Here is a 25870-nt window from a genome sequence, read left to right on the forward strand (position 1 = left end):
TAATCTTTGAGCCATTTCAACTCCCGGAACTTCGCCTTCTTGATCAATCGAGCCTGTTTTGCTTTCTGACGGAACGACAGCTCCAACGCCAACACATCACGCAAAAACTGTTCCTTGGTCTCGTAGGCCACCTCCTCGAATCGATCCGCGATGTACGCCAAATGCAGGGCTTTACAAATCTCTTTTAAATCCATCTTCATGCCCGGCTTCCCCCTTCCCTTGACGGACAAAGACGTTGATCATACACATGTAAATCGGTTTCATAGTCGACTAAAACGGAAGGGGTATAGGCTTCTTCCCATTTCGCGGGATACTCCGAACGCTTCGCCTCCATCAACACCCCGATCTCATGGGGCGCCAAATCCCACCGTTGATACTTGTCAAGCCACTGGGTGATCTCATAGACGGTGTACCGCTCCAGCAGCTTCTGCACCCCTCGAATGCGTGATGCCGTCTGTTTCGGTTGTTCCATGAAGTATTTCCTAATGGCCTCCGGCAAGTAAACTCGAAACCGCGAATACTCCACCACCCGGGGCTTTTGCGCCCATTCCGCCAAAATGTCCTTCCAAGGGAGCTCCCGTCGCTTTTTCGTGTACGGCCTTGGCGCTTCCAGGTACACCTCCCCTTCCTGGGACAAAACCATGAAACGATCCCATTCCTTTTTGACAAGGACACGGTTGGGAACCGGGATCCCATGAACCACAAACGCCTCCCCATCCACCGTTACTTCCCCGTATTTATTGACATTAGCGTGGTGGAAGGAGAAGATCGGGAGATCTCTCTCCGGCAGGACAAGCAACTCCTTTTGTTCTTCCTGCCATAATTCCTCAATGGTTCTCCCTTTTTCATAGTGGGGGCGGGCTCGATCTTCGATCATCTTGCGATGCAGCCACTCCGCCAGTTCTTCATCCCCCTCGATCAACGGAGCAGGGACAAAGCAGTGTTGACGAGTATAGTAAACTTTCCGTTCGACATTCCCTTTTTCGTGTCCGCTATACGGATTGCACGCCTGTACGTCAAACCGGTAATGAAGCCGGAATCGCTCAAATGCTTCAGTATATTGACGTTCGCCTCCTTTTCGAATCGAAACCACCGCCGCCGCCAAATTGTCGATGCGCAGTTTTCTCGGGACGCCTCCGGCTTGGCGAAACAGCTGAGTGAGCCCGTAAAGAAAACATTCGCTGTTTTCCGCCGGCAATGGATACGCATACGCGGCGTTGCTGTACGGAAAGCTCAAAATCAGAATTGATCGGTCTTCCTCTTTTCCCTCCTTCGTCACAACGGACATGGTGCCGAAATCCACCTGCGCTTCCCCCGGAGGGTGTTCCAGCCTCTCGTAACGCTGTTCCTTCTCCAGCTTAAGCGGAGGTCTTCGTTTTTGAACGTAGGCGCAAACCGTTCGATAAGACCCTTTAAAGCCATGTTCCTGCTTTAATTGTTCGTACATCTTCTTGCTTGTCCGCCGTTGTTTTCTTGGCAGTTTGGCGTCCTCCTCCAGCCAGTCATCAATGATTTGACCGTATCCTTCTTCCTCCATCATTCCCCGTTTTCTCTTTATTTTTTGTCTGACCGAAATGTCTCCATCCGCATATTTCTTGACTGTTCTCCAGTTAAATCCCGTCCTACGGACAATTTCGGAAAGCGATAACCCTTTCTTTTCACGCAAATGTTTGATATGATGAATTTCAGGCATTGCTAGCATCCTTTCTTTACCTCCACTGTTTTGTTCTTCACAACCTTAACAGTAGAGGGAATTTTAGGAGCTGGCAAGCCTTTTTTTATGCCATGAAGCTCTGCACTTTTTTGTTGCAGAACTCTGTACTTTCATTTTGCACTAAACAAGCTAATCCGTTCTTCCATGCGAGCTGAATGAACTTATCTAGTCCCATCAACAACAAGGTCTGCTCTTTCGTGTGGTTTGTGTTTTTCAACATAAATATCTTCAGAAATCATCCAATTATTTTCCCACATATCACGAGCTTTTTCTCCGTCTCTTTGCAAACCTCTCGCAAGCCGTATTTCTCTTGGACAATCAACCCAAATTGTGAAATCATATTTTTCTGATAATTCTTTACGAATGGAGTACACACCTTCTATTATCACAATGCCACCAACAGGAACCATACGCCATTCTGCTAAACTGTCAGTTTTCCAATCATATCGTTGATAATACCCCTCTTTATCTTGGCTAATGGGTTCAAGCACTTGATTTAATACACGTTTCCAATCAAAATCTGCACCGACAGGCTTTTTTGTTGGGTGCGTATTTATAATTTGAGCAGAAGGAAGATAAAAATCATCCATATGAACAATCGTTACATTAGAACATTCTTCTTTTAATTTATCAGCTAATGTGCTTTTTCCTGAGCCCCCACAACCATCTATTCCGATTAGAAGCGTAGATTGTTTTCTGGGAATTTTGTCTATAGACCTTACCAATTGTTCGAAAGTTTTAAATTTACCTTTTTTTGTTATAAAATTCACTAAATCACCACCTTTCAATCCGCTAAAATATTACGATATTCTATGTTTAAAGCAGGATTACTCGCGTAGCATTACATTAATGTTAATAAATTAGGTAGCAGCAGTAACAAGAACTAAACTTCCCGCAAAAATATTATTGCTTCATTATGTAACAAATAGCTCTGAACGGAAATTTGGCAAAAATTTTTTGTGTTTGAAGGGCTTCCTACACAAAATACCAATCAAATTTACATCTGGTGCCAGCTTCGGCGGTTGTTTTCACTAAGCAGATCAAAACTTTTATAGTTGTCGTTCCCTATTAAATGATAAGTAATGCATCCCTTTGGATCGTTACATTCACCGGAGTTTTCATGAGAAACTCGCCATCGCTTTGTACAATAACAGGAAATTCAGAGATAACTTCTACTTGTTTTCCTTTGACCATGGTTACACCAGAATGAAAAATATGTTTGCCTTTATACGCCTTTGGAAAAGTGCGTAACAGATCCCATTTTGTCATGCTGTGTACGATACAAATGTCGAAAAGTCCATCATTATAACAAGCATCTGGACATATTCGAATACCTCCGCCATAATTGGGAATATTAGCAATAGCAATTAACCATACATTAAAAAAAACTAGATTCTCCCCATCAACCTTTAATTGAATGTTGACAGGGCGATATTTTAATAAAACATGCAAGAAACTAAGCCCATAGGAAAGACCGCCTAATCTAATGAAATTCAACCATTTTTTATATTTGGAGGCATTATTTACCTCGGCCACTTTACCATCAAAACCGATCCCCGCTACAGTGACGCAATATTCTTCGCCAATTCTTCCAATATCGATTTTTCTTTGCTTTCCCATTAAAATACGTTCTAGTGCTTTTTTATAATCCATTGGTATATCAAGAGCTCTTGCAAAATCATTTCCCGATCCTGCAGGAATAACACCTAAAGGTATATTCGAACCGATTAACCCGTTAGCAACATCATGAACTGTACCATCTCCACCTACGGCGACAATTGCATAACATTTTTCAGAAGACAGCTCCTTAGCGATTTCCACTGCATGTTTTGGACGTTCGGTAAAACGGACTTGATAATTTACCCGTTTCTCTTGAAGCAACTTCTCAACTTTTTTCCAAACTTTTAGTCCTTTTCCGTTTCCCGAGATTTTATTGACGATAAAATAATACATAAACAGATCTTTCCTTTTTATTAGAAATCGCAACAATTTCGCAGGACATGCGAAAATCGGTTTATGGTGCCATTCCATAACTAGGATTGTTTTCATTCATTTTACCATTTCACCATCTATTTTTTAATAACAATTTTTGAAAAAACCAATTGGCAATACGTCGCTGAAACAGTTCCTTCTTCGCTAAAAAATGAATTTTTCGGTTAAAGATACTGAAAAGAATAACAGGATCATAATTGCTTGTATGGTTTGCTGCTACAATGACTGGACCAGTTTTAGGGAAATTTTTGATGCCAATTACTTCAATTCGAAAAATGAAACATAAGATTATTTTGGAAATCCATTTCATGCTTGTATAGAACATGCTTCTTCACCCATTACCATAAGAAAAACGTTGTTTAAATTTGCTATTATGTATAATTTGCTGCTCCAAAGTACACATTATACTTACTAACCAAAATATTCTATACCAGGGGGTGATGTAACAATGAATTCCATTCAATTTGAATACAGCGTGCCTCGGTATGCCTTAAGTAAAATAATGGGTAAAGTTTCAAAGTCTTTTTATTGGAACTCCAAATTATCCTGCGTTCGATTACGCCGTGTTGAAGTACCCAAACTTCCAAACGATGAATGGGTAAAAGTAAAGGTAAAGTACGGAGGAATCTGTGGAAGTGACTTAAATCTCATCCTTTTAAAGGATAGTCCAGTCACTTCTCCGTTTGCGTCTTTTCCATTTACGATTGGACATGAAGTGGTAGGAACGATTGAAGAAGTTGGTGCAAAGGTGGAAAACATGAATGTCGGAGACCGTGTAGTCATTGACCCAATATTATCATGTATAACAAGAGGAATTGCAGACCCTTGTCCTAATTGCCGGCGCGGTGATTACAACCTTTGCCATTTTATGGTCGAGGGAGAAATTTCGCCGGGGTTGTTAATAGGCACTTGCCGTGATACCGGCGGAAGCTGGGGATCTTATCTTGTTGCACATAAAAGCCAAGTATTAAAGCTTCCTGATAATGTAAATGATTTAAACGGAGTGCTGGTAGAACCTTTTAGCTGTGCCCTGCATGCTGTTTTGCGAAATCCTCCGAAAAAGGGTGATACGGTACTTGTCATTGGAGCCGGTACAATAGGGATTTGCGTTGTCGCCGCGATTAGAGCGCTTGAATTTCCCTGCCGAATTGTGGTGTTGGCAAAACATGGCTTTCAAGCACAGCTTGCTTCCCACTATGGTGCAGATGAAATTATTTATCTTACAAAAAATAAAAATTATATTTACGAAACGGCCAAATCTCTTCATGCAAGCGTGTTAGAGCCGTTCTTTGGCGATCCGGTTGTACAAGGCGGAGCCGATCTTATTTTTGAATGCGTCGGCAGTAAGCAAAGCATAAACGATGCACTCCGTTTTGCTAGAAATGGAGGAAAAGTTGTTCTATTGGGATTGGCAGGGATCATGGACGGCGTCGACTGGACGGCCGTTTGGCTTAATGAGCTGGATATTAAAGGAAGCTTTGCATACAGTACGGAAGAATATAAAGGAAAGAAGATGCGGACGTTACAAATTGCCATTGAATTAATGAGCGATGAAAAGGTGGATTTATCGCCATTAGTAACACATCGTTTTCCTTTGGAAAATTACCGTGATGCCTTGCAAACCGTTATTAACAAAGGAAAAGGTCCCATCATGAAAGTAGTATTCGAACCTTAAATCCTTTTTTAATACAAAAACATTAGTTCGGAGGGGAAGATCGTGAGAATTTTCACCATTAGCGGAAACAAGCAAACGCCTTTTTTAAGTTGGCTTGCAGAAGGAATAAAAGAGGAGTTTTTGTCAAGAGGTTATACGTTTTATGACGTTTCGGAAGAAAATATTAAACTTGTTTTCCATTTTATTGATCCTGAAAAGCCGCGGCCTTACCGGAGGCAGGCTCAAGCAACGTTTGTCGTTTCCGTGATGGAAACATCGGAAAAATCGGAAAACATCCACAAATCAGCCTATCCATATTTAATCAGGTCTTTAGCCGATCATTTGATGTATATCTTACATAATGAGGATGGAACGACGGATATTTATTTTCTTACACCTGAACAAGGGTTTTACAAATTGACGTATCGAAAAGGAGAAGAAGAAACATTTTTCAAACGTATTTATGAAAGATTAGAACCGCTTGCGGCTTCGCAGCTAGTGATTGACAATGATTTTTATGATGACCTTCCAGAAGAATTATGGAACGGTGATGAGATTACGAAATCATTAAGCGAATCTGGAAAAAAGCTTGACCGTATGAATTTGCTCCCTGCTCCATTTCCCTTGGAAGAATATCTTACACCTCGCGATATGCGTCATCTAAAAAAACTTTACGGAATAGGAGGACTAAGCTATGGAAACCTCAGTGCGAGACGGGACAGCGAAAGCTTTTGGATGAGTGCAAGCGGAATTAACAAAGCAAATATGAAAACGGTTGGCGAAGATTTCCTTTTAATAAAGGGGTATGATTCTGATAAAAATGCCATGAAAGTAAGCGTTCCCCCAAATATAACACCAAAAAGGGCATCTGTTGACGCGATTGAACACTGGATGATTTATCAAGAACACCCGGAGGTAGGAGCGATTGTACATGTTCATGCTTAGATGGATGGCGTAAGAGCTACAGAGATTAATTATCCATGCGGAACGATTGAACTTGCAAAAACAGTAGCTGAACTTGTCAGAAATTCGGAGGATCCTTCTAGAGCGATTATTGGGCTTAAAAACCATGGTTTAACGATCACTGGTACGGATTTAGACGACATCTTTGCACGTATCGAAGGCAAAATTATTCCTCAAGTACCAATGTCTTAACCCATTCGTTTCTTAAGATGACGAGAAGAGAAAAAACGGTAAACATCATCTGCAAGCGAAATCATTACGACCGATTTGGGCATTTGCTTAAAGGCTTGTTTGCGATCGTGCTGAGAGAAATTTTATTACTGTAGATGAGCAATTTTCATAACAATAATTACTATACAAAAAGAGACAAACAGGGTACCCCTTATGCCACATGGAGCTGTTTTTTTGACAACATCAATGGGAATATCTTGCTTCGCTGCATGGTAAATGAACTCGACGAGACGATGCCCTTTCTTCGTTCGGAGAAGGTCAAGCCCAGTAGAGAAATCCCGGTTGGACTCGACCATACTGTACACATAAGCGAGTTGCACCAAGATCCAATACCGTTTCACCACCCGACGTTGACGAACGCAGTACCCATCGAGCTTCAGCTGGTCTTTCGCTTGTCGAAAAAAGCATTCGATCGACCAACGCTGGGCATAGTAGCGCAAGATCTCTTCATCGCTTAGCTCCCGGTCGGTGCTCAAGACGCAGTGAAGATGTTCGGGTGTCATCGGCTGATCGGCTTTCCAAGCCAACAACACAACGGCATCATCGAGACCTTTCAGCGCTCCCTCGTAGCGATACACGCGATAACGCTCTTCTCCCACCGTGACGAGGTGAGTGTCTTTCGGTTCGATGTAGCGGGCAAACTCCCTCACCTGAACCGCAATGCCTTTTGGATAAAGAAGCCGATTGGCCTTGAGCATTGCGATTACGTGGAATCCCTTTTTCAGACAAGCTTCCACGAGCGTTTGCGATGGATACCAAGAGTCCATCAGCACATAAACAGGACGGTGTACATCCAAAGAAGAAAGCATCTCGATCGCGAGTTCCCCCTTGCTTTTCCCAGCCGCCTTGTCGTAGAGGCGGAACGCAAAGGGAAAAGCCTGGGTCATCGTATGAACCATGAGCCAAACAAGAGAATGTCCCCAGATCGACTTTTTCTCTGTGTGAGAATAGTGCCAATCACACCCTTGAATGGCGTGCGTTGCCTGTGACGAAGGCTTGGTTTTTTGGCAAATCGTATCATCGATCGAAACAAAAAGGGGTTGATTCTCCTGTTTGGCGATCCGTTCGACACGACGAAGCATCCACTGCTGAAGTTTGCGAAGCAGCGTCTCTTCATCCCAAGGGCTTTTCGTGAAAAAATGGCTGAGTGTCGTGCGGTGGTTCGGATGAAAGCTCCAATGATGAAGATCGGTCAACGTTCCAGAAAATCCTTTCGTGATCATCGCATCCACGATATGAACGAGATGCTTCATGACAGGTTTTGAAAAATAAAGTGCCAACCCCAACATCGTGAAAAACTTGTGGATTCCTTGATGATGTGCTAATCTATTCATGAGACATGAACCTCCTTGTGTGAATGGTTTGTTGGCACATCTATTCTAACCAAGGAATCGGGTTCATGTCTCCTTTTTTGTTTCGATGTAAATTTATGTTAGTGATTTTGCTCATCTACAGATTTTTATTGAACAGGAACATGCCCGTAACCAATCCCTCACCGCGCCGGCCAATTTTGCCGTCCGGCCCGCTCGGCAATGGATATGGTTCCACGACCGCCCCCGGATTATTTTTCAGCGCATCTGTGATCGGCCATCCAGCAGCCCAAGGAGGAGCGGAAATAATCCCCGATTTCCCAGCGACAAAACTTTTAATCGCTGTCTGTTCGTCCAAAATGCCGACTTCTTTGTCCAAGTATCCTTTTTGATACCATTCATGAAGCTTGGCCAACGCTTTTTTCATGGATGGCTGAATAGACCCGTAGACAAGCGAGCCATCTTCGCCTTTTGACCATGAACCAGGTTCATAATTGCCATAAGCTCCGAAAATAAAGCTTCCATCAGCCAACCAAGTCGCCAAGCCATTTTTGCTGGCTAGTGTCAAACCAATCGTGTCTTTTTTGCCGTTGCCATCAGGATCTTTATTAACAAAAGCGTCCATGATTTTTTCCAGATCTTCAATCGTTTTTGGCGGCTGCAACCCCAACTTATCAAGCCAGTCTTTACGGATCCAAAGCAATGAGTCAGAACCATTCCCCCCGGAAAACCGCGGAATGCCATAACGCTTTCCATCGACAGTCGCTGGATAAAACGCTTCCGGGAATTGCTCATAAATCTTTTTCAATCTTGGCGACGCATATTTCTCAATGGCTTCATCGACCGGCATCACTTTTCCAGAACGAATTAAATCGTTGATTAATTGCCCATCAGACACCTTAAACACATCAGGTAACTCCTGACCAGACGACAGAGCAAGGCGAATTTTGTTATTAAATTGCTCGTCATTTGGCACAGTCCATAGTGTCTTCCATTTAATCCCCAATTCCTTTTCCGACCATCTCGTTACTGGGTTGTTGTTAATATCTTCCCCTTCCCGGAACTTTGTATCATCTTTTAATCCCCGCACGGTCGTAATGGTGACTTTTCCATCTTTCGATTCACTGGAGCCGCCGGATGAGGCCGGTTCATTATCCGTGCATCCCGCAAGCATTCCGACTACCAGTGTCGTTGCGGTTAAAACGGCAGAAATCTTTTTTAACACCATATACCTCTCCTCCCTTTTTTCTAATCCCCTTTAGATCATAACTGCCGTAAAGAAAAACGATAATGAACCTTCTCTAAAAACAAATCCCCCCTTTCACATTCCAAACCGTAAACGATTTCAAAAACAAACACTACAATGATGCCCTGATCAACCCCCACCGGCTTCGGGAATGCCTCACAATGCTCAATGGAATGGTTCATGTGGAGTTTTCATAGAACTTTTGACGCTACCGCCTCATCATGAATGTTCTAGTATGTTAGTCTAGAAGACTGGTAATTTAACAAGAAATGCAACTTAGCAATGGCATTTCTCAAATTGATAAAACTTATAAATGTCGCTCTTTTCTTCACTCCAAAACCATCGATTTAAGGGAAATGGTTGTTTTTCACACCCTTCTAGAAACAATGCATCTTCATCTCCTTGGAACCGCGGGATGATCCGTGTTTATTAGTAATACTAGTATACTAGTTCATCTATGATTATAAAAGAAATAAGATGGATATTCAACTATTTTTTCAAAAGTTTATGTCAATTCGCAAAGAGGAAAAAATCCCATACCCGTCAAGTTTAGTGGTGTAAAATTTTTAAGACAATACTCGTGCTCAACACCCCCGGTGAATGATAGGAGTAACATCCATAATTTTGGACATGCCAAATATCCCTCCTGAAGAGGGTTATTTGGCATTATATCCATATTTAATCCTACCATATCTCCAATTTCGTTAAGATATCCGAGGCCGTTTCCTCCCCTCTCCTTCGATCCTTCCGGGCATGTTTTCGTAACAGGGAAAGGAAAGCGGACGAATCCATTTCTGCTTTAGAAGGACTCAAAAGAAACTGATGCCAATACGATTGGAGAAGATCGAGCGCTTTCTGTTCACTGATTTGAATGTCTTCCCGTTGATGCCAATACATCCGGGCTTGGAATAGAAACGTCTGGGTGACCAAAATGGCAATTAACGTTCCGTATAAATGACATTCGAAACGTTCTTTCTTCATCTCCTTGACTTTATCCAAATCAAATACGGATTTCCAGGCTTTAAACAATAACTCGATTTGCCAGCGCAAGCAATAAAGTTCATAAACCTGTTGCCCCTCAAACGACTCTTGTGGTAAATTAAGTCAGTAAGATGTGATATTTCTTTTGTTCGAGGGTTTGGCGTGCCAGCGCCTTCCCTTTTCTTTTTTCCTTTTTTCGCACATACGCCAGCCGTTTTTGCCATTCTTCCGCTGTCAGACGGCGGAAAATCAACCGTGGAACATACACGCGTTCATGGCCGATGTACACGTGTTCCACTTCCACCGATTCCCCTTCCTTCAATTGATTTCCAAGGGATTCCCAATCCCATTCCTTCCACTGGTCCTTCTCCTTGAGGTAGACTTTTAGATCAGAACGCAACCGGGTAATATAATAGGCGCCGCGGGAATCGATCTCAGCCAACGTGGCGACAGAGAAAAAGCCCAAATCTCGGATGCACAGGTCATTCGGTAAAATGGTGTGCTGGGCATGGTAGGCAAAACGAGCGTCCGAATCATTGGCCTATTGGACGCATAGTTGAAGGCAGGCGCCGGATAACAACTCATATTCAAACTGGATTTTCGCCCCCGACGAAACAGAACCCTGATAGTCTTCCCCGTAGTCGGCAGGAACCAAAAAGCTGGTTGAGTCCAAAATCCGCAGGCGGGTAAAACAAGTTCGATAGGTCTCAATGGCCGACAAAAGCAAAGGACGTTGATGCAGGAGGAGAAGAAAAAACACTTCTCGCAAAAACGCCACAGCCCGATCGGTAAAACGCTGATTCAGGCCTTCACTCGAAAGCGAACAGCCGTGCCAGAGCGTCAAGGCCACACATAACCGCTGAAGCGATTGTCTGGCCAGCGAGCCATCGCCCCATGCACAAAGAGTCAGAAAGGCTTCCGCCGTTAACGAACGCTGCCGCCGGATGAAGCCTGTTTTCCGTGCGAGACGGGTCAATTCTTTGGGAGAAAAGAGTTGACGAATCGTTTGAATCCATGCTTGCATTTGCTTTTCCATGAAAAAAATCCTTTCTAACGAGGAGTGTTCGTTAGAAAGGATACCATGTTTTTGACGATGCACAAAGACCAAAATTCTTAACTTGATGGGTATGGGAAAAAATCCCCTCTTTGCGAATTCTCAAGCGGTTTACCCGTTGACGACCCTCCAAAAAGCCGGCTTTGGTTTGTGGTGCTCGTCGAACAAAAACGGCCAGTTTTTTCTCCCTTTCACTGGAAAGTTGTCAAGCCATGTGTAATCATCAGCGATTCCCCAAAATGTGACACTTTGAATAACATCGCGATACTCCTTAAACAAGGCGAAAATTTGCCCATATCGCTCTGCCTGCTGTTCGATCATTTCTTTCGTCGGGACAGCCAAATCGGTTCGACGATCGTGAAACTCAAACATGGATACATCGAGTTCCGTAATATGGAGAACAACGCTAAGAGATGCATATCGTTCAATGGCTGCGCGAATTTCATCGAGCGACGGACGGGTCAAGCTCCAATGCGCCTGCATGCCGATGCCGTGAACCGGGATGCCTTTGTCGCGCAACGATTTCACCAGTGAATAAATTTTCTCCCTCTTCTCTGGAAAACATTCATTATAGTCGTTATAAAACAACAATGCATCCGGATCAGCTTCATGCGCATAGAGAAATGCCTGTTCAATAAAATCGTCTCCGATGATTTGCCGCCACTTTGACGAGCGCAACAGCTCGCCCCCTTCGTCAACCACTGCTTCGTTAACAACATCCCAACAATATACCTTACCTTTGTACCGCCCTACCACGGTGGAAATGTGTTGCTTCATCCGTTCCAAAAGCACATCCCGGCTGACCATATGACCCTGGTGGTCATAAAACACCCAATCCGGAGTTTGGTTGTGCCATACAAGCGTGTGCCCACGGACTACCATCTGATGGGAATGGGCAAAATCAACGATTTGATCGGCTTGCTCAAATGTAAATTCCCCTTCTTTAGGTTGAAGGTGTTCGAACTTCATATGGTTTTCCGCTGTCACACTTTTTACATGATCGATTAGCAGTTGTTTTTGTGTTTCAATGGCAACGGGATTGACCGCCGCCCCAATGCGAAAATCGTTCGCAAATACGTCGCGGAGAGAAGGAAGCGAGCTGCTCATGTTTACTCCCCCTCCTCCAACCATAAAATGCTTGTCACGCCGCGCGGATAATATTTGCTGCCGCTGATTTCACCGGCAATGATTTGATCGCTCCAACTCCAAATCGAAAGCGTCGGGTGAGTAAGCCAAGCAACATGTGCCGCATCAGCCCGTTTTCCTTGCTCGTCCCACTCCCATCCTAAAATATGGCGAGCGATAAACTGGCATAAGTAAATTTTGCTTAACCACGAGTTGTTGCTCGTCGAGGAAATTTTCCATCCCCCGTCCGGGAACAGACAAATTCCTTCTTGCAGCACATAGCGCAAATGTTGGCGCAACGCTTGGATGTACTCCCCAAAACGTCCGTCTTCACGCAATGCCTCTTGACAGTTCGTGAAGTAAGGGAATACGAGTCCCTCGATAGCCGGAATGATTTTCGAATCGTTTCCTTCCCCCATTACGGCCGGGATATACCCGTCATTAGTCACATAACTGACGATGGTCGCTGCGCATTTTTCCGCCTGCTTCCCAGCCAACGCAGCTAATTCTTCCTTACCGACATCGCGGAACAATTTCTCGAGCGCCACATAGGCCGCCCAACACTTTCCGGCTAAATACAGATTGTTGCGGGCTTGACCGAGGGAAACATCCAAACTGTCATACGTTGTAATTTCTGCTCCACCCATCGTACGGGTGCTGTCAAGCCCCATCACGCCATTCCGTTTTTTCGGATCCGGATGATCGCGACGAACCATACTTTCGAGACATTGCTCCAAAATGGAAAGCCGCTCGTCGCGCCATGCCCAATCTTTTGTTTGTTCGATGTATACGGCGGCGCAAAGAACCCAGTTGACGAGCTGCTCATGCGTCATATGAGAGAAGCAGCCACTAATTCCATATAACTCATATGACGAGTAATGCGGGCGCGAGAACGTGTTGGCGACTCCCATGTCGTGCGTAAAGCTGATGCCCCCTGGATATTCCGTCTCTTCTCCTGGGAAGCGGACGCGATCGTCATAGCTATACCGCTCGACATATAAATCAAGCACATTTTTGACCGTCCACGGATTCATTTTCAATTCAAAAAATAGCTGGTCGACGGTCAAATCAAACGTATTCATCATCCGGTACTCTCCTTCGTTCACAACCCAAACCGGCTCCCCTTTGTGCTCAAGCAGCTGCGTATTGCCATAATAGCTGCGAATCGCATGCGCCATCATAAACTTTTGATCATCGGAGAGCCATTTTTTTTCGATGAGCGCATTCGAGCGGAATGACTGCTCCTTCAACACTTCCGCCTTCTCCAACGCATAAAGGCCAACTTCCTCAATATTGTGGAAGAAGCGGGTATAGAAATAGGAAGCATCCATCCCTGCTGTCACATAACCGCCGCGGTAAAAACACACGGCAAATTGATATGTTTTCTTTTCTCCTGCAGGCACATCGGCAATCAACGCACCGACTTTTCCAAGCCCAAACGTCCAGTTTTCTTCAAGCTGTGCTGTCAAAATATCTTCCATGCTAAAATGCAAAGCTGAGCGAACATCCTCATCTTTGGAAACGATGCCCATAATCCGGCCTTGACCGACCCCGCGCAGCCGCGGGCATGTATCATCGATTCGCCGCATCGAAGTGTACGGATCGGTGCCTTCAAATCCGAAAAACGCCCGCCGTGTTCTTGTTCCGTTTGTATTGTCAACCGTCATCTCCACGATTACTGCAGGCACGAGCGCCAATTTCAACTCTTCATCACTTGCCGTTTCTGGATCGGGCACCGCCTTCACTGGAGAATAAATCGTAAATGTTAAGTCTCCGGCTTTCCATGTATCCGTTGCAACATGGAATTCACGTTGAATCGCCTCTTTCGCAAACGGGATCAGGATGTTCGGCTTTTGCGGATTTGGATCCGGATTTTCAATGTCATACCGTTTGCTTTCATCCTCGCCTGCTGTCTCCGCGAATGGAAGGACATCATACAGCCCAAGCTCATGCGGCGATTCTACGCCAATAAATATGTTTTGCCTCGGCGGTCGGGCCAACTCGAGATCCAATCCCCCGCTTTTTCCCGGAAACCCTAACGTAAAGCTGGCAAACGCGCCGACCGGTGAATGGTGGGCGTTAAAAAACATGTTGGTTGGCATGAACATCACTCTCCCCTTTGATCACATGGACAACTGTAATTCACGAAAAACGATCGAGCATGCAGTGAGTCTCAAAACACCGCATCTATGTTGTCTGACCTTCATTCTTAACACTAAGACGCAAAATTCACCAGCTCATCAAGTCCTGTCGTCCCATCCTCATTCTATAACTTCAACTTCAATAGCTCGCTGACTGTAACCAACTCATAACCTTGCGAGTGCAGCTCGGAAACGAGTATTTTGACCGCTTCAACCGTTTGTGAACGATCCCCAAATCCGTCATGGAAAAGTAGGATGCTTCCATTTCTTATATGACGGCGAGTTTTTTGGACAATATGATCCACACCGGGCTGTTCCCAATCCAACGCATCCGTATTGAGCGCACCGATCATCTTGTAGCCCAAACGGCCGCACACAGAGACCACGGGCGCATGATAGTCCAAATAAGGCGGACGGAAGAGGGAGGCCTTCCTTCCGGTCATCGCCGCAATCATCTCATCCACTCGTTCAATTTCGCGCAAACAATCCTGTTTGTCCAAGGAAGTCAATCGAGCGTGGGAATACGTATGGTTGCCGATTTCATGCCCTCGCTCTTTCACAGTTTGGACAATTTCCGGATACTTCTCCATATGGCGCCCGATCATGAAAAAAGTCGCTTTTCCAGATGCTTCTTCAAATATGTCCAATACCTTCAGCGTATAAACCGGACTCGGTCCATCATCGAACGTGATGGCAACTGCTTTGCGAGGCGTCTCAACATGTTCAATCATTTCCAGACGAAGCATACTCTCTCCTCCATTTTATTCAATTACGCCAAACCGATAGACCGTCGTTGACACCCAATCCTTCCCGACAGGCAATACGATCGACGGAAACTGCGGATGATGAATCGCATCCGGCAACCCTTGCGTTTCAAGGCAAATGCCGAGATATTTCCGCGACGGTGTCCCGCCAAGGTCAAGTCCGTCCGGCAATTGGTTCGATGTGTACACGACCACCCCGACTTCATCCGTTTCAACCGTCAACACTCGCCCACTCTCCGAATCAGAAAGCACTATTTCCCTGTCATGATGCCGATCAAGCCAAAACGGATGGTCGTATCCCCCGCCGACCAGTTCGATTTGCGGATGTCCGGATTCGACTGCCTCCCGTATTTTCTTTCCTTGCCGCAAATCAAATGGGGTGTTGGCGACATCGAGGACATGTCCCGTCGGAATCAACTCCTCATTCAGCTCTAGCACACGCGAGCTTTGGATCGTCAACGTATGGTCCAAAATATCGCGTTTGCCGTTGCCGCTTAAGTTAAAATACGTATGGTTCGTTAAATTGAGCAATGTCGTTTTGTTCGAACGGGCCCGGTACGTAACGGTCCATTCGTTTTCATTGTTCAGCCAATATGCCACTTGAACATGAACCGTTCCGGGATACCCTTCTTCCCCATCCGGGCTCGTATAAGAAAAGATGACCCCGACCGCATCATCGCGCTGAACAGGCATCGCCTGCCAAAGCACGCGATGGAAGCCGTTCGCCCCACCATGCAAGTGGTTGTTGTTTTCGTTTTTTGCCAACGAATACGTGACGCCACCGAGTTCGAAACTTGCCCCTTGAATGCGCCCCGCCACCCGGCCGATCACCGCCCCAAAGTAAAAGGTGTTCTCTAAATACGGCTCAAACTGACCAAACCCAAGCACAATGTTCTCCATGTTTCCCTTTCGATCCGGAACGATCAGTTTCGTTACGATGCAACCGTAATTGGTCACCGATAGTTCCACGCCGTGATCGTTCGTTAACGTAAACAAAAGAACGTCTTTTCCGTTGAGTTGGGACCACGTCTTTATGGAAATCTCCAAAATACCTCATTCCTTTCCTAAAAGGCTGATGAAAAACAATCATTTCTTCATAAATTGGCGGGTCTCGAATGAAGAGAAAGACAGCATTAATGAGATTTCTCAAATTGAGAAATCTCATTGTTGGCCGTATTTTCTGTTAAATCACCAGCCTTCTAAATAATCAAGAACAAACCTTTCTAGTTTATATAATACTTTCAATATAGTTTGTATATAACACAAACAAACATTATATAAATTCTTTATAACAATCAAACGACAGGTGGAGTGTATAGAAGAGAATGATAGAAAAGAGATAAATTCGTTGTTTAGAATTTCCCCACATTGCCGTATGAATATTACCCTTTCACCGAACCAGCAACCAATCCTTCAATAATCCGATCACTCAAGAATAAATAAACAATCAAAATCGGTAAAACGCTAATAACGAGAGTGGCGCCGATGGCTCCCCAGTCCGTTAAGTACTGCCCAATAAAATTGTTCACCCCTACCGTAATCGTTTTCCATTTTTCCGAACTAATGAACGTGTTAACAAACACGAATTCATTCCAATTATAAATCATATTAATGATGGCGGTCGTGGAAAGGACTGGCGCCGTCATCGGCAATGTAATTTGGAAAAAGATTCGATGAATAGAGCAGCCATCCATAATGGCGGCTTCCTCTATTTCCCTTGGCAACGATTGATAGAAGCCCAATAAAATCATAATAGTAATAGGCAAGTTAAAGGTCGTATATGACAAAATAATAGAAATAGGATTATTAATCAAATTGATTTTATTGTAAATATTAAACAACGGAATTAATGTCGAATGCACCGGAATCATATAGGCGACCATAAACAGCGCCAAAACAATCCCCTTTAATTTCCATTCCATTCTTGTCAACGCAAAGGTCACAAAACTAGCTAAAATCAACGTTAATAACACAGCGACAACCGTATACCAAACACTATTGAAAAAGTAATGATTAATGCCGCCATCAAACCACGCATTAATATAATTTTCCCAACGCGGAGATTTAGGCAAAGCGAACGGCGACATTCCAAAAACCTCTTGGTTCGTTTTCAGCGATAACTGGAACAGCCATACTAACGGATATAGTTGAACAAGCGCTACAATAACCAATATGAAATAAAGAATCCCCATCCCAATCCGTCTTAAGGGTGAGCGATGGTCGGATGTTGAGCGGATTTGCCCTTTCATGCTCCATATCCCCCCTTTTATTTATTCGTGTTGAGCAGTTTTTGAATGATCCATGTTGTTCCCATACTGATAATCAATAATCCGAAACCGATAGCGCTTCCGTATCCGAAATTAAACTTTCCGAACGCTTCTTTATACATATAGGAGGCGATTACTTCGGTCGCATCCCCCGGTCCTCCCCCCGTCATTACGTAAATGAGGTCGAAATATTTCAAGGAACCGACAACGGCCAAAATGATCAATACTTTCAGCACTCCGGAAATGAGAGGTACCTTAATTTTATAGGCAATTTGAAACGCATTCGCGCCATCAATTCGCGCTGCTTCAATGAGTTCTTGGGGAACGTTGATTAATGCCGCATAAATGATAATGATATAAAACCCCGCATACTGCCAAACAATGGGAACAAAAATCGCATACAGCGCCATATTAGGATCTGCCAACCATAGCGGAGTATTTTTCATTCCTAGCATTGTTAACACACTATTAATTAACCCGTTCATCGGATCAAAAATTTTGACCCAAAGTTGGGCAATGGCTACAGACGACATTAGCATTGGTATAATGTAAATTTTGCGAAATATATTGGCCCCTTTGATTTTGCTAGCTAATACTAACGATACAATTAAATATCCAACTAGGCTGAGAACAGAAAATAGCGCCAGCAAGACGGAATGCCATGTACTTTTCCAAAACAGCTTGTCATGGATGAGCTTCTTATAGTTTTCCAATCCGATGAACTTCATTTGGCCTACTCCATCCCAATCCATTAAACCATAATAACCTGTTAATACAATTGGGATATAGATGAGGAACAGTACGAGAAAAAGAGCAGGGAGTACATACAGAGCAATAACGATTTTATTTGACATAACATTTTTCATGTGGCTAATAGCCCCCTTCTCGGTTACAAATTAGGGGGCATCTCTCGCACATCTATGCCCCCTAATCAAAGATTCAACTTTCTGCTTGTTTTTTGTGAACATCATTCGTCCATGAACCGTGATGTTCATCCTTGGGCGGCGAGCAAAAATTTGCTCACGGTTGTTTATTTTTTTTCGCTTCTTCAGCAAGAGCCTCATCATGCTGTTTCGCAAATTCTTCTGGAGTAATTTGCTTACCAAACAGAGCGGTGATCAAATCGTGGTGCAGCTCGGAAACGTTCGGGCTGGCTTGGGTATCAAACCAAGTCGTAATGTTTGTTGCATTGTTAATGTCATTTAATACATCTAGGTACATTTTCGGCACGTTTAAGCCTTCTGTATTGACTTTTGTAGCCGGAAGAATGCCTGCTTCTTCCACCGAACGTTTGCCCCACTCTTTCACAAGATAGGCAGCGAAATCTTTCGCTTGTTCTTTATGTTTCGAGTTTTCCGCGACAAACGCGCCTAATCCCGGACCGCCAACATAGCTGTTGATATCTGTTCCTTTTCCACCTTCATAAATCGGGAATTTAAAATAACCGACTTTCTCTTTAAATTCTTGCGGAACGTCAGGGCTTGTCGTAAAGTTCGGCAATTCCCACGTAGCCGTTAAGAACATCGCTGCTTTTTCGTTTAAGAAATAACCTTTCGCATCATCATTTGAAAATGCCGTATTCCCTTTCACAAAAAATCCCATATCAACAAGGTTTTGAATTTCTTTCGCTGCTTTCACAATCGCCGGATCAGACATTTTTACTTTTCCTTTAATGACATCGGTCAAAATCGTCGGACCGCCAATTCGATCTGCAAGATACATGAACCACATCGAGGCTGGCCACCCATCTTTCGATCCGACCGTTGCCGGGATGACACCATTTTTAATCAACGTTTTCCCTATCTTTTTCAAATCCTCAAATGTTTTTGGTACTTCGAGATTATACTTTTTAAAAATTTCTTTGTTGTAAAAGATGTACGTAATGTTCATTTCCATTGGCAATGCATACGATTTGCCATTAAACGAATACGATTCGACCGTACCAGGTACAAACTGGTCTTTAAACTCTTTTTCAATAATGTCATCTAACGGAGCGAACTGTCCTCCAGTCGCATATGGCTCGGCAAAACCGTTGGACCAAGTTAACCCAACATCTGGCAATTCATTCGAAGCAGCCAACACTTTTAATTTATCGCGATATTGATCAGGGTTTAGTACCTCCACATCAATTACAACATTTGGATTTTTAGCTTCATAGTCTTTAATAATTTCGTCTACAAGACTGTAGTAAGCGGTCGAGCTTCCTTTTGGCCAATCGTGCATAAACTTCAAATGGATTTTCCCATCTCCCGATTTGCCTTCGCTGGCCGATTTGTCGGACGAAGAACAACCAGACAATGCCAAACCAATCACAAGAGTTAATAAGACCAAATATGATAGCGCTTTCTTTTTCACTATCTTTACCCCCTTTTTAATCCTATATTGGTCAATTTGGTTACGAATACAGTCTATCATTAGAGTGGAGGGAAAAAAAGGTAACAACCATCAGGAAAAATACCAGTATTTTTAGATAATTGAAAACTCTTTAGTTTGTCGTTTTCGATAGCTGTTCGGCGTCTCCCCTTCCATTTCTTTAAACAGCTGAATAAAATATTTCGTTGTTTTGTATCCACATGCTTCGGCAATTTCCGATACGGTCATCTTCGTTGTAATTAATAATTCTTTCGCTCTTTGCATTCTTCTTCTTGTGAGATATTCGCTGAATGTCAGTTTTACCTGTTCTTTAAACAGCGTGCTAAAATAACTTGGGTTCAAATGAATATGGTCTGCTACATCTTTTAACGATATCTCTTCCTTTAAATGCTGGTCAATAAACTGAATAGCTTCGCGAATCGGTTCACGAGTTGGATAATATTGATCAAGAGCGTTTATTAGCTTATCATCGACCACTTTTTCGATTACTTTTTCCCTCTCTTTCTTATTGGAAACTTGTACGGCTTTTTCCACCGTTTCAATGAGTTCACTTTTTTTAACGGGCTTTAGCAAATAATTCAATACTCCAAGACCGATCGCTTTTTGTGCATAATCAAAATCAGGATAGGCTGAAATGATAATCACAACCGGGGAAACATCTTCTTTCATCTTTTCTAACACTTCAAGACCGGTGATTTCCGGCATTCGAATATCGGTCAATAATACATGCACCTTTTCATGTTGTAAAATCGTTAACGCCTCTTTGCCGTTGGAAGCCGTTATAATTCGATGTTGTCCAGAAGCCCACTTTTCTAGCAACCTTTTAATTCCTTCCCTCGCTCTTGGCTCATCATCCACGATCAAAATCGTTTTGTTATACATTATTGTTCACCTCCGTCAACTGGAATTTTAATGATTACTCTCGTTCCTTTGTTTTTATAGCTGCAAATCGTAATACTATCGCTCATTTCTCCCTTATAATAAAGTTGAAGACGTTTTTTCACATTGTATAGAGCCATTCCTTTTCCTTTTTTCGAAATAATATCACCGGTATCCATAGCCATTTTGACCGCCCGCAGCTGTTCCTCGTCCATCCCGACCCCGTCATCTTCTACAATGATTTGAAGGTAATGATCCGAAATCGGCTCGACCGCTACAGTAATGGTGCAAGAAGCTAATTGATTTTCCGAGCCATGTACGACTGCATTCTCTACTAATGGTTGAATTAAAAGCTTAGGGATTTTTACATTCTCTAGCGCTTGTGGCAACCGCAAGCGCCATTTGATCCGCTCGCCAAACCGAAATTTGATAATTTCCATATAATTTTCAATATGACAAAACTCCTCTCTCAATGTGACCCAGTCGTCATTCGAATTTCTGCTAATCGTGTAGCGAAATAAGTTCGACATGGATACGACGACGTCCGCTAAGTCTTCTTCCCCCGCTTCCTCCAATGACCAGCGTAACGATTCCAACGTATTGTATAAGAAATGAGGATTGATTTGTGCTTGCAACGCTTTTAACTCGCTTTGGCTGCGAATAATTTCTTTTTGGTACACCATTTTTATAAGATGGTTCGTTTCCCTAACCAATTGGTTATAAGTACTGTTCAGTTCATTGATTTCATTGACGGTGACAACTTTTGGATTAATGGCTAATAATCCTTCATTGGCAAGTCGCATCGTCTTGGTCAAATTGATAATCGGCCTCGTAATGATATTCGAAAGGAATAAAGAACACAAAAAGTAAATCAAAAGGCCAATCATGCCAGCTAAAATGATCCCGAGACGAATGCTGTTCATTCCTTTTGTGAGAGCGCTAACAGGAGTTAATATAAAAACGGTAAATCCTTTATTGGAAGATTTCTTCGTCACCATATATTCAGTCTGATTGATCATGGTGGTCGATTGATTCTTTAAGGAAAGAACATCTATAGGTTTAGGAAAGTTAGAAAAAATCGGCTTCAATTCGCTATCTAACACAAATAAATATTGCTGCGTATTCACCTCGGTAATGGAAAAGTACGTTTTATTAATCCGGACCAATAAATACCCTGCATTGTCAAAATTATGCTCCATCAAGACGATCCTTCTGATCGCTAAATAAAAGCTATCGTTTTTTGGATCTTCCCCTATCCAAACGAGCCTGCCTTTCGCTCTGTCGGCCTCATAAATCCATTTTACGTTGACACGCTGGAACATCTTGCTCGAATCGTTTAGCGGAAACACTTGCTTCAAATCTTCCGTATATAATTCTACTGAATAAATCCCTTCGGAGTTCGCTTGAATATTATTCACCACACTTTTCAACCTTTGCAATTCCCGAAACGTCACCTTCTCCCCTACATGCATTCGTTCAAATAATCTTTGAACTTCACGGTTCGTCATAATAAACTTTGTTGCTGTATTCAATTGCTCGAATAACGAATCAATTCGCCCGCTTGCCTCGGCCGCTGTCTGTCTAATTTGAGCTTCGGCATTATTTTTAATCAGCAACGATACTTGCCTAAGCGTAATCATACTGACAATGGACAAGACAATAACCATAACAAATAAGAAGATTACTAATATTTGATTGCGCAATGTATTCCATTTTTTTATATAGCTGAGCATCGCGTTACATACCTTTCTGAATAATTGTTTGAAAATCTGATCGAAACAATATTCTTTTTTGACGATATTATCATACATCCCCTTTCTTGATATATAGTATAATCATTTTTTTATTGTTTGTATATAATACAAACAAAGATGATCGAGTCAAGACTTTGTGGGAACTTTTTTGGTTCGCTGAAAACAGGTGTAAGTCATAGGTTAGCGAACCATTTTTTTGAATTTCGTGCGTAAGCGCTTTCGGACTCTCATCCCTTGCCATGACAGACGAATATGTATACCTTTTTTACCCTCCCTTGAGTTCAGACAGGGCATGATAGATCGGTGTCCCGGACGATTGCTGTAAATATGGCACGTTATTCCGCGTGATCTCCGGCCAAAGACGGCGGACATGTTGTTTCGCCTTGTTCACGATCGTCTGTTTGGTAGATGCCGTCGACACCGTTTCCTCTGCCGGATGCGACAGTTCTTCTCCTAAATGACGTCCGAAAAGACGAATCCCATCCATCCGGGCAATCATTGCCTTGAAAAACGCCCCGAGTCCCTTGTCTGTCCAACTGCGGCGGTATTTCACCCGATAACGCCAGCTGGCTCATCACCGGATACCCGACCATCTAGGCAAGCGTACGAGCCGCTTTGCGATAAGAAGAGCACGCCACCGCCAATCCCACCGCCGTTTCTTCTAGACAAGGGCTGATTGACTGTGATCCATCAAACGCTAGAAAAGAGTCAAACAAAAACGTGTAACGGTTTTGTTCTCGGTCTAGATAGTAGTTGCGTTCGATGGCGATTTCGCCAAAAAGAGTTTGAAGCGTGGTGCGCCGTTTGTCCCGATTCTCTGCCAATTGCCGGTCGATGTCCTCCAACAGAGCCTTAAACAACTCGGTGAAGGAGTTTTGCAAGGCTCGAAACAAATCAAGTTCGATCTCTTTCCATGCCAACGAATTTGTCGCAAGATGTTGTTGAATCTTCATGGACTCTCTCCTCCTGTTTGGGTGTTTTGGTCAATCATTATCATAATAGGGAGAGAGTCCTTTTTCATGTTTTGGACTTCGGATCCTACCGCGGCTTCGCTTGGTGGCCCCGATGAGAGAGATTGCGAACATATGTCCCCAACCCCTCATCAGGGAATTCTAGGAATTTCTCCCACAAAAATTTTACTCACACTTTTGGTGATGAATCTACTTTCTTAAAAAATAGAACCGTCCATCGCTTGACATAGCAATGCGCCGGCACGATGCGTGCTGGCGCATATAGAATGAATGTTAATTTCGAAATGCTTTCAACTTTTTCGTGATCTCTTTTAAACAACCGTAGATAACATTTGATAGCATGAGCTTTTTAATCATATGTTATGAATCCATTTATCTGCTCTATCGTTTCCCAGACCTCCTCCACCAACAACCTTACAATCTCCCCCGCCGGCATGTCTTTCGCCAAGCGGTATCCTTGCCCGGCCCATAATGACATCGCCTGCGGATCGTTTGCCTGAGCAGCCGCTTTGCGAAGCTGCTTGGTCATATGGTGAACGTGCGGGTATGCCGCAGGGGCCAGCTTATCATATTCGAGCATGAAGCGGTTCACCAATCCGCGGGCAGGGCGCCCTGTAAACGCGCGGGTGACAGCGGTAGATTGAAAATTCGGATCGACTAATGCGTTTTTATGAAGCGGATTGGCCCCGCTTTCCGGGCAGCGCAAAAACGCCGTGCCTAACTGAGCGGCGCACGCCCCCGCGGCAAGCACCGCGGCGATATCTCGCCCGCTCATAATTCCTCCGGCGGCAATCAACGGAATATCGACCGCTTCGCGAATTTGTTGCAATAAAACAAGCAAGCTGGCGTTTTCATGGGAAGCGGCGTTATTGCGAAATGACGCTCGATGTCCCCCCGCCTCCGGCCCTTGCACACATAATGCGTTCGCCCCCGCCTGTTTGGCGATCAACGCTTCTTCCGTTGATGTCACAGTCACAATGACAAATGAACCGTTGTCTTTCAATTTTGCGATGATGTCAGGCGAAGGACAGCCAAACGTAAAGCTTACTACTGGAACTTTTTCTTCATACAAAACAGCGAGCTTTGCTTCCCAATCATCATCATCCCATTTCGCCTCCCCAAGCTGCACGCCGAATCGTTCCGCTTCTTTCTCCAACACTTGCCGATAACGAAGCAGCGCTTTCTCGTCTACGTCTTCTTCGCTTGGGACAAAAACGTTAACGCCAAACAGCTTATCAGTCAGCTCCCGAACCGCGGCAATTTCTTTGCGCATTTCTTCCGCTTTTTTATAACCGCCTGCCAAAAAACCAAGCCCTCCTGCATTCGATACAGCCGCAGCCAGCGCTGGAGTGGAAACACCTCCAGCCATCGGCGCTTGAATAATTGGAACAGAAATGGTATTGAGCACTTTCCTCACCTTTCTCCATAAAGTGATTCATATAAAATCTTCCAAAAATGCACGCAAAATTCCTGCAAAAAAAATAATTAAATTTCGTTAGGTCCAAGACAATAAACCAAGTCCTAAACTCCCAAGCTTATGTTCCCGGAAAATAAAACCACTTTGTGCCGTTTCTTTTTCCATCATCCCTAGCTTCATCGATTCAGTTCCGGAAGCTATATAAAAAAAGCGGCAGTTTTCCAGTGATCCATGCTTAATAGACTTCATCCGTTTCCACACCATGTATGCTGATAAATTGTTTTTGCGGCCATATTTTTGAAAAATCAGTGCCAGTTCCGGAAACATAATGAAAACGAATAATCGTCGTTTATAATATAAACAAGAAGCGAAAACAAAAGAGGGAGGATGTTATTTGTGAGCCTGCCGAAAAAAAATTTTATCTCTCTCGAAGAATTTTACAAAATGAGAGAAAATACAGAGAGGATATTAGAATATGTGGACGGTGTCGTTTTTCTATCGCCATCTCCTTCTACGAGACATCAACGAGTTTCCGGAAGGCTTCACGCCAAATTATTCAATTTTTTAGAAGGAAAAGATTGCGAAGTGTTCCACGCGCCTTTTGACATCGAACTAAAAAACGATAAAATGGAAGGAACGAAAATAGTGGTTCCTGATTTATCGGTAATATGCGATAAAAACGGATTGCTGGAAAATAAATTTGTCGGAGTGCCAACACTCATTGTCGAAATATTAAGCCCTTCTAATCAATCGCACGATCTCGTTTTTAAACTGAACTTATATATGCAATATGGCGTAAATGAATACTGGATCGTCAATCCAATGTTAAACATCGTGCAAATTTATTCCCTAAACGATGAAGGGCAATATCAACAGCTGGACGCGCTGAAGGAAAAAGGAATCGCTCGATCTGAAGTGCTAAAGGGATTTCACATCAACTTAGAAGATCTTTTCAAATGAAAAACCGACCTTAACATCTGGCCGGTTTTTTTGTGCTACTATCCGCTTTAAAAGATGAAATCCTAGGTTTTGTG

Annotated in this window: 20 protein-coding genes and 7 pseudogenes; 4 read left to right on the forward strand and 23 right to left on the reverse strand. The window is 43.5% G+C overall.

The window, feature by feature from the left end:
- The 5 genes and pseudogenes from BM278_RS02765 to BM278_RS02785 all read right to left on the reverse strand — a co-directional run.
- Window positions 1-200, reverse strand: a pseudogene (locus tag BM278_RS02765) (ATP-binding protein); the annotation flags it as partial.
- On the reverse strand, window positions 197-1702 hold the full coding sequence (istA, locus tag BM278_RS02770; RefSeq protein WP_090947854.1) for an IS21 family transposase: 1506 nt from the start codon (window positions 1700-1702) through the stop codon (window positions 197-199). The pseudogene BM278_RS02765 and the gene istA, both read right to left, overlap by 4 nt.
- 173 nt (window positions 1703-1875) lie before the next feature.
- Window positions 1876-2439: a uridine kinase family protein gene (locus BM278_RS02775; protein WP_425272957.1), complete on the reverse strand. Its 564-nt coding sequence runs from the start codon at window positions 2437-2439 to the stop codon at window positions 1876-1878.
- A gap of 343 nt (window positions 2440-2782) precedes the next feature.
- The gene (locus BM278_RS02780) at window positions 2783-3763 is read right to left on the reverse strand and encodes a diacylglycerol/lipid kinase family protein (protein WP_341871178.1); all 981 of its coding nucleotides are present in this window, start codon (window positions 3761-3763) and stop codon (window positions 2783-2785) included.
- A 13-nt stretch (window positions 3764-3776) separates the two neighbouring features.
- Window positions 3777-4031: a lysophospholipid acyltransferase family protein gene (locus tag BM278_RS02785; RefSeq protein WP_341871179.1), complete on the reverse strand. Its 255-nt coding sequence runs from the start codon at window positions 4029-4031 to the stop codon at window positions 3777-3779.
- A 123-nt stretch (window positions 4032-4154) separates the two neighbouring features.
- Between BM278_RS02785 and BM278_RS02790 the strand changes: the two genes are divergently transcribed.
- The 3 genes and pseudogenes from BM278_RS02790 to BM278_RS19100 form a co-directional block, all read left to right on the forward strand.
- Window positions 4155-5381, forward strand: coding sequence for a zinc-dependent alcohol dehydrogenase (locus BM278_RS02790; RefSeq protein ID WP_090947856.1), 1227 nt, complete (start codon window positions 4155-4157; stop codon window positions 5379-5381).
- A 42-nt stretch (window positions 5382-5423) separates the two neighbouring features.
- Window positions 5424-6515, forward strand: a pseudogene (locus BM278_RS02795) (class II aldolase/adducin family protein).
- A gap of 53 nt (window positions 6516-6568) precedes the next feature.
- Window positions 6569-6643, forward strand: a pseudogene (locus BM278_RS19100) (DUF2238 domain-containing protein); the annotation flags it as partial.
- 62 nt (window positions 6644-6705) lie between these two features.
- Here the strand turns inward: BM278_RS19100 and BM278_RS02800 are convergent.
- The 18 genes and pseudogenes from BM278_RS02800 to BM278_RS18615 form a co-directional block, all read right to left on the reverse strand.
- A pseudogene (locus BM278_RS02800) lies at window positions 6706-7941 on the reverse strand (IS701 family transposase).
- Between the two features lie 68 nt (window positions 7942-8009).
- Window positions 8010-9089, reverse strand: a pseudogene (locus BM278_RS02805) (extracellular solute-binding protein); the annotation flags it as partial.
- Between the two features lie 705 nt (window positions 9090-9794).
- The gene (locus tag BM278_RS19105; protein WP_244151074.1) at window positions 9795-10160 is read right to left on the reverse strand and encodes a transposase; all 366 of its coding nucleotides are present in this window, start codon (window positions 10158-10160) and stop codon (window positions 9795-9797) included.
- Window positions 10161-10209: 49 nt separating this feature from the next.
- Window positions 10210-10395: a hypothetical protein gene (locus BM278_RS19560; RefSeq protein ID WP_341456106.1), complete on the reverse strand. Its 186-nt coding sequence runs from the start codon at window positions 10393-10395 to the stop codon at window positions 10210-10212.
- Window positions 10396-10401: 6 nt separating this feature from the next.
- Window positions 10402-10587 (reverse strand): annotated as a pseudogene (locus BM278_RS19565) (IS4 family transposase); the annotation flags it as partial.
- A gap of 45 nt (window positions 10588-10632) precedes the next feature.
- The gene (locus BM278_RS19115) at window positions 10633-11127 is read right to left on the reverse strand and encodes a hypothetical protein (RefSeq protein WP_233504708.1); all 495 of its coding nucleotides are present in this window, start codon (window positions 11125-11127) and stop codon (window positions 10633-10635) included.
- 129 nt (window positions 11128-11256) lie between these two features.
- Window positions 11257-12252, reverse strand: coding sequence for an endo-1,4-beta-xylanase (locus BM278_RS02820; RefSeq protein WP_013877038.1), 996 nt, complete (start codon window positions 12250-12252; stop codon window positions 11257-11259).
- A gap of 2 nt (window positions 12253-12254) precedes the next feature.
- Entirely contained in the window at window positions 12255-14372 is a 2118-nt protein-coding gene (locus BM278_RS02825) for a glycoside hydrolase family 52 protein (RefSeq protein ID WP_090947924.1), read from the reverse strand.
- 164 nt (window positions 14373-14536) lie between these two features.
- Window positions 14537-15157 (reverse strand): polysaccharide deacetylase family protein, encoded by a 621-nt coding sequence (locus BM278_RS02830; RefSeq protein WP_090947857.1) that lies wholly within the window; start codon window positions 15155-15157, stop codon window positions 14537-14539.
- A 15-nt stretch (window positions 15158-15172) separates the two neighbouring features.
- Window positions 15173-16222, reverse strand: a complete 1050-nt coding sequence (locus tag BM278_RS02835) for an aldose epimerase family protein (protein WP_090947858.1) — start codon at window positions 16220-16222, stop codon at window positions 15173-15175.
- 335 nt (window positions 16223-16557) lie between these two features.
- Window positions 16558-17424, reverse strand: a complete 867-nt coding sequence (locus BM278_RS02840; RefSeq protein WP_090947859.1) for a carbohydrate ABC transporter permease — start codon at window positions 17422-17424, stop codon at window positions 16558-16560.
- 17 nt (window positions 17425-17441) lie between these two features.
- The gene (locus BM278_RS02845; protein WP_090947860.1) at window positions 17442-18308 is read right to left on the reverse strand and encodes a carbohydrate ABC transporter permease; all 867 of its coding nucleotides are present in this window, start codon (window positions 18306-18308) and stop codon (window positions 17442-17444) included.
- Between the two features lie 154 nt (window positions 18309-18462).
- A complete protein-coding gene (locus tag BM278_RS02850) occupies window positions 18463-19797 on the reverse strand; it encodes an extracellular solute-binding protein (protein ID WP_090947861.1) in 1335 nt (444 codons plus the stop codon).
- Window positions 19798-19908: 111 nt separating this feature from the next.
- The gene (locus BM278_RS02855) at window positions 19909-20697 is read right to left on the reverse strand and encodes a response regulator transcription factor (RefSeq protein WP_090947862.1); all 789 of its coding nucleotides are present in this window, start codon (window positions 20695-20697) and stop codon (window positions 19909-19911) included.
- Entirely contained in the window at window positions 20697-22427 is a 1731-nt protein-coding gene (locus tag BM278_RS02860) for a cache domain-containing sensor histidine kinase (protein ID WP_090947925.1), read from the reverse strand. Before BM278_RS02860 ends, BM278_RS02855 begins: the two co-directional genes overlap by 1 nt.
- A 286-nt stretch (window positions 22428-22713) precedes the next feature.
- Window positions 22714-23401, reverse strand: a pseudogene (locus BM278_RS02870) (UPF0236 family transposase-like protein).
- A gap of 367 nt (window positions 23402-23768) precedes the next feature.
- Window positions 23769-24827: a nitronate monooxygenase gene (locus BM278_RS02875; RefSeq protein ID WP_090947863.1), complete on the reverse strand. Its 1059-nt coding sequence runs from the start codon at window positions 24825-24827 to the stop codon at window positions 23769-23771.
- Window positions 24828-24914: 87 nt separating this feature from the next.
- Window positions 24915-25085, reverse strand: a complete 171-nt coding sequence (locus BM278_RS18615; RefSeq protein WP_167359567.1) for a hypothetical protein — start codon at window positions 25083-25085, stop codon at window positions 24915-24917.
- 147 nt (window positions 25086-25232) lie between these two features.
- Here BM278_RS18615 and BM278_RS02885 point away from each other — a divergent pair, with 147 nt between their 5' ends.
- Window positions 25233-25796, forward strand: a complete 564-nt coding sequence (locus BM278_RS02885; protein WP_090947926.1) for a Uma2 family endonuclease — start codon at window positions 25233-25235, stop codon at window positions 25794-25796.
- The last annotated feature ends 74 nt before the right edge of the window (window positions 25797-25870 follow it).

The organism is Parageobacillus thermantarcticus (genome assembly GCF_900111865.1).
GTDB lineage: Bacteria > Bacillota > Bacilli > Bacillales > Anoxybacillaceae > Parageobacillus > Parageobacillus thermantarcticus.

Coding starts and splice junctions, on each gene's coding strand:
- BM278_RS02830 (WP_090947857.1), bottom strand. CDS start 15,157: ATGCTTCGTCTGGAAATGATTGAACATGTTGAGACGCCTCGCAAAGCA.
- BM278_RS02790 (WP_090947856.1), top strand. CDS start 4,155: ATGAATTCCATTCAATTTGAATACAGCGTGCCTCGGTATGCCTTAAGT.
- BM278_RS02855 (WP_090947862.1), bottom strand. CDS start 20,697: ATGTATAACAAAACGATTTTGATCGTGGATGATGAGCCAAGAGCGAGG.
- BM278_RS02840 (WP_090947859.1), bottom strand. CDS start 17,424: ATGAAAGGGCAAATCCGCTCAACATCCGACCATCGCTCACCCTTAAGA.
- BM278_RS02785 (WP_341871179.1), bottom strand. CDS start 4,031: ATGTTCTATACAAGCATGAAATGGATTTCCAAAATAATCTTATGTTTC.
- BM278_RS02820 (WP_013877038.1), bottom strand. CDS start 12,252: ATGAGCAGCTCGCTTCCTTCTCTCCGCGACGTATTTGCGAACGATTTT.
- BM278_RS19115 (WP_233504708.1), bottom strand. CDS start 11,127: ATGGAAAAGCAAATGCAAGCATGGATTCAAACGATTCGTCAACTCTTT.
- istA (WP_090947854.1), bottom strand. CDS start 1,702: ATGCTAGCAATGCCTGAAATTCATCATATCAAACATTTGCGTGAAAAG.
- BM278_RS02845 (WP_090947860.1), bottom strand. CDS start 18,308: ATGAAAAATGTTATGTCAAATAAAATCGTTATTGCTCTGTATGTACTC.
- BM278_RS02780 (WP_341871178.1), bottom strand. CDS start 3,763: ATGAAAACAATCCTAGTTATGGAATGGCACCATAAACCGATTTTCGCA.
- BM278_RS02860 (WP_090947925.1), bottom strand. CDS start 22,427: ATGCTCAGCTATATAAAAAAATGGAATACATTGCGCAATCAAATATTA.
- BM278_RS02825 (WP_090947924.1), bottom strand. CDS start 14,372: ATGCCAACCAACATGTTTTTTAACGCCCACCATTCACCGGTCGGCGCG.
- BM278_RS18615 (WP_167359567.1), bottom strand. CDS start 25,085: ATGAAGTCTATTAAGCATGGATCACTGGAAAACTGCCGCTTTTTTTAT.